1 pseudogene is annotated in these 232 nt (G+C 58.6%); it reads right to left on the minus strand.

The window, feature by feature from the left end:
* Window positions 1-232 (minus strand): annotated as a pseudogene (locus FDX22_RS22060) (Dyp-type peroxidase domain-containing protein); the annotation flags it as partial.

Here is a 232-nt window from a genome sequence, read left to right on the forward strand (position 1 = left end):
GCCAGACGGATATGGCTGTCGAGTGCAATTACCTCGCCTTCGGGATCGTTGGCGTAATCCGGCACATCATGCTCGTGCTGCATACCCAGCGGTGCGCCGGTATGTTTATCGCGGCCGAAAATCGTTTGCTGCTCTTTAAGCGGCGTACGGTCCCAGAATTCCACGCGGAACTGGATGAGCCTGACGGCCTGATAGCTACCATCTTGTGCCCATGCCGGTTCCCCCTGCTCCG

It is taken from the genome of Citrobacter sp. TBCS-14 (genome assembly GCF_005280805.1).
Lineage (GTDB): Bacteria > Pseudomonadota > Gammaproteobacteria > Enterobacterales > Enterobacteriaceae > Citrobacter > Citrobacter gillenii.